This is a genomic window from Dietzia sp. SLG310A2-38A2 (genome assembly GCF_014145095.1).
GTDB lineage: Bacteria > Actinomycetota > Actinomycetes > Mycobacteriales > Mycobacteriaceae > Dietzia.
This window is the reverse complement of the sequence record NZ_JAALDX010000003.1, coordinates 1-4,044: the sequence shown is the minus strand read 5'-3', so window position 1 is coordinate 4,044 and position 4,044 is coordinate 1. Positions and strand designations below refer to the sequence as shown.

General features: G+C 68.6%; 5 protein-coding genes. All 5 read right to left on the bottom strand.

The genetic code is table 11. The features are described 5' to 3' along the window. The coding region (locus G6027_RS00100) for an HAD-IC family P-type ATPase (RefSeq protein ID WP_182634271.1) at window positions 1-995 on the bottom strand (995 nt) is incomplete at its 3' end. Next, window positions 992-1,417: a metalloregulator ArsR/SmtB family transcription factor gene (locus tag G6027_RS00095; RefSeq protein WP_241726671.1), complete on the bottom strand. Its 426-nt coding sequence runs from the start codon at window positions 1,415-1,417 to the stop codon at window positions 992-994. The genes G6027_RS00095 and G6027_RS00100, both read right to left, overlap by 4 nt. Window positions 1,418-1,479: 62 nt before the next feature. Beyond that, on the bottom strand, window positions 1,480-2,007 hold the full coding sequence (locus G6027_RS00090; RefSeq protein ID WP_182634269.1) for a hypothetical protein: 528 nt from the start codon (window positions 2,005-2,007) through the stop codon (window positions 1,480-1,482). A gap of 788 nt (window positions 2,008-2,795) precedes the next feature. After that, window positions 2,796-3,419 (bottom strand): CueP family metal-binding protein, encoded by a 624-nt coding sequence (locus G6027_RS00085; RefSeq protein WP_346995575.1) that lies wholly within the window; start codon window positions 3,417-3,419, stop codon window positions 2,796-2,798. A 5-nt stretch (window positions 3,420-3,424) separates the two neighbouring features. Next, a partial coding sequence (locus G6027_RS00080; protein WP_182634258.1) for a DUF305 domain-containing protein occupies window positions 3,425-4,044 on the bottom strand: 620 nt, incomplete at its 5' end.

Genomic DNA, 4,044 nt, shown 5'->3' with positions numbered 1-4,044 from the left:
CCGAAGCGGCTCGCGGCACCGACGGCGGCGTACACGGTGACGGGCACCGAGATCGCCAGTGCGCACGGTGAGGCCGCCACCAGTACGACGAGGGCGCGTTCGATCCACACCTGCGGGTCGCCGAGCAGACCGCCCACCGTCGCGATCAGCGCGGCGGCCACGAGGATCCCCGGAACCAGCGGTCTGGCGACGGTGTCGGCCAGCCGCTGGGCCTCGCCCTTGCGGGACTGTTCGGCCTCGACGATCCGGACGATCCTGGCCAGCGAGTTGTCCCGTGCCTCCGCGGTGACCGTGACCTCCAGGGCGCCGCTTCCGTTGATCGACCCCGCGAACACCTCGTCCCCCGGACCGGCCTCGACAGGGACCGATTCGCCGGTGATCGCCGAGTTGTCCAGGGCGGTCCGCCCGGCGCGGATTGCTCCGTCCGTGGCGATGCGCTCACCCGGTCGGACGATCATCACCTCGCCCAGACGGAGGTCGCCGGGTTCCACCCGCACCTCCCGACCTCCGCGCACGACGGTGGCGGTCGACGGCACCAGCGACAGCAGAGAGCGCAGGCCGCGGCGGGTGCGGGCGACCGAGTACTCCTCGAGCCCCTCGCTGATCGCGAAGAGGAACGCCAGCACGGCGGCCTCCTCGACCTGGCCGAGGATCACCGCCCCTGCGGCCGCGATGGTCATGAGCGTGCCCACGCCGATCCTGCCGCGCGCCAACCGCTTCATTGTCGAGGGGACGAAGGTGTAGCCGGCCACCAGCAGCGCGAGAACGTGCAGCGCGAGTTGGTAGAGCGCGGTGTCGGAGAGCGAGAGCTCGTTCGGCGCGAGCTCGGCCGCACCGGGGCCGGCCGTCCAGCCGAGGATCAGCCCCGCCAGCAGCAGTGTCCCGGCGGCGGCTGCGGCCCGGATCTCGGTGACCTGCCACAGTGTCTCCGGACCGCGGTCCTCGTGGTCCCCGGGCAGCGGGTCGTCGGTGCCGCACCCGCACGCGTCGCTCATGAGGCGTAGTTGGGGCAGAGTGCGACCGCCGACCCGGTCGCGGCGAGGAGTGTCTCGGCCGAGGCCAGCAGGTCTCTCAGTTCGGGACGGGTGAGCGAGTAGAACACCTGCCGACCCTGCGGCCGCCCGTCCACGAGCCCGCAATCCCGTAGGCACGCGACGTGCGCGGACACCGTGGACTGCGCCAGACCGAGTTCGGCCACCAGATCGGCCACCCGGGTCTCACCGTGGGCGAGGCGACGGATGATGGCCAGACGTGTGCTGTCGGACAGGCTGTGGAACAGGGCGGCAGCGGCATCGAGTCCCGGTCCTGACTCGGAGGTCGCCCCTGACTCTGGCTCGGCCCCTGGCTCCGGGGCAGCCTTCGTCCCGCCCACGAGACCGTCAAGGGGCGTACACGCAGCCGTGGTATTGATCGCCATTCAGCGATGATAACCGTTCCGGGCGATGTGTAGCAGCTGTGGCGACTGCTCCCGAGCGGCCGCTAGGAATTGGCGATCGCGAGCACCGCCCAGACCGGGAGCCACAGGCCGAACGTGAGGATGGTCAGGATCAGGTGCAGCACGTGGTTGACGCGCCGGCCGCCGCCGTTGGTGACGAACACGGTCTGCTGCATCGGGTACGGCTGGGGCATGAATGGCTGCGGCATGAAGTGTTGCGGCACGAAGTGCTGGGGCAGGTGCGGCTGGTGCTGCCCGGGCGCATAGGGGCTGTTGGCGAACGCTGGGGCCGCCGTCAGGTGCTGCGGGACGAAATCCTGGGCAGGACGGTACGCCGCCGCGGGCGGGTTGCCGTAGGGCAGACCTCCCTCGTGCGCCAGCGGTTCGACGGGCCCGGCGGCCGGGCGGGTGGGGAACTGTTCGGTGGGGAAGCGCTCCGTTGGGAACTGCTCGGGCGGGAATCGCTCAGTGGGGAACCGCTCCAAGGGAAAGAACTGATCCGTGACCTCCGGCAGGTGGTCGCGGCCGACGGCGGACGGATCGTCCGGCCAGGGCGGATACTGCTCGTTCATGGTGCCCAACCTAACCCCGGTGTGGGTTCTGTTCACACTGTTGACGACAAGAATCGGTCAAACATCCGGGTACCCCGGCCCTGCGATTGGTAGGTTCCTCAGGGTTTGCCCCTACGTCAGCAGCAAGGTGGCCGAGCGAGTCAGGTTTGCGCGTTCCCCTCTCGCACACCACGCCTGGATGTCGGGGAACATCATCAGATTGCGAAATACAAAGAAAATCGCATATTCGTGGGGTGATCATTACGGGGTCCAGCGCCTCAACTGCCACTACGGAAGGGAAAACCGAATGTCTCGATACGCGATAAAGGTTTTGGTTGCTGCATCGACTGCGGCTCTAGTGTTGACTGGCGCGCCCTTGGCCAGCGCCCAGGGGGTCCCTGGTTCGGTTCCGACGCCGATTGTGGTTCCCCGACCCTTTGACATCCCGATCTGGCAGTTGCCGCCGTTGCCGTACCCCCTTGAGTGGCAGTTCCACGCTCCTCCGGCGCCTGGACCGAGCTACGGGGATCCCTGCCACCCGGATCAGGTGTTCGAGGTCTATGACAGAAGGTTGGTCTGCGTCTACGCGGGGGCGCCCACTCCCCGGTGGGTCTATGTAGCCGCCGAGGCCCTCAACCCCGACGGCACTTTGAATCGCGACTACCCCGCAGGCTGAGCTAGATCTGATCGGCAAGCTGCCCAAGCGTGGTCGTCACCACTGCGCGGCGATGCGAACGCGGCCCTCGCTGCTCTCGTCTCCACAACACACTCAGACTCGTGCCGTCCGTTCTAAACCCCTGCTGCGCCGGCTACGCCACCTGCATCGTGGTCAGGCACGTCAAGTCGTCGCCGCCGGTGGAGACGGGCGAGGTCGTCGAGTCGCCGTCGTGCTCGATCGTCAGGGTGCCCGTGAGGTCGCGCGGGAGCCACAGGCCCACGAAACCGTTGTCGTAGGTCGTGCGGGTCTCGTCGAGCACGGTCTGCCCGGTCGCCTCGTCCGTCACGGTCACCTGCACGGTCTCGCCACCGAGCTCGCCAAGGCACGTGGTGAGGCTATGGAAGAAGCAGTCGTGGGTGACGGTCCGGTACGGCGCCACGGAGAGGTAGAACTCGTCGGCCGGCATCGGCAGCGCCGTCTCCTCGAGATCACCGGTGGGGTCGCTGAGCACCAGCTGGTCGGGCTCGACCGAGGCCCACAGGTCGTCGGGCCGCTCGGCCACTGGCATGGTGTCGAGCCGCTCGATCACCTGCCGGGCGTCCATCCCCTCCAGGTCGTGTTGCTCGACGAGGGTGGCCGCGGCCTGATCGGGCGTGGAGTCCGGTTCCGGTTCTGCCGAGGTGCAGGCGGTCATTGTCAGCGACCCCGCGATCACGGCCGCGAGCAGGGCGCGACGGCGCGCGGACGGGTGGGGAACAGTCGAAAGAGCACTCACCACGGTCACAGTGCGGCGAGCATCTCACGCATCTGATCGATCTCCCGCTGCTGGGTGTCGATGATGGTCTGGGCCAGCTCGACCGCCTGCGGGTGTGTGCCGCCGGCCACCTGGTCCTCGGCCATGTCGATTGCACCCTCGTGGTGGACGATCATCTGCTCCAGGAACAACCGCGCGGCGTCGGTGCCCTCGGCGTCGGCCAGCTCCTGCATCTCCTGCGGCGAGAGCATGCCGTCCATCATGCGCATCTCGCCGGCGTCACCCATGCGATCGCCCATGTGGTCACCCGCGCCGGGGCCACCATGGTCTCCGTGCCCCATGCCGGGATCCGCGGGACCACCGTGACCACCCCTCGAACCGGCGGGCTCACCCCACTCCTCGAGCCACTCGTTCATCTGCTCGATCTCCGGGTCCTGGGCGGCCTTGATCTCCTCGGCCAGTTCCGTGAGGTCGTCGGGGATGTCGTCCTTGGCAAGGATGATGTCGCTCATCTCGATGGCCTGCTGGTGGTGCGGGATCATCATCCGCGCGAACCTCACGTCGGCGGCGGAATGCTCGGACGCGGCGCCCTCCTCGGCCGTCGCGGGAGCGCCGTCCTCGGCGGTGGTGGGCGCGGCCGGCGGGG

Bases quoted from the DNA above. Each gene is read 5' to 3' on its own strand.
- G6027_RS00090 (WP_182634269.1), bottom strand. From the start codon at position 2,007: ATGAACGAGCAGTATCCGCCCTGGCCGGACGATCCGTCCGCCGTCGGC.
- G6027_RS00095 (WP_241726671.1), bottom strand. From the start codon at position 1,417: ATGGCGATCAATACCACGGCTGCGTGTACGCCCCTTGACGGTCTCGTG.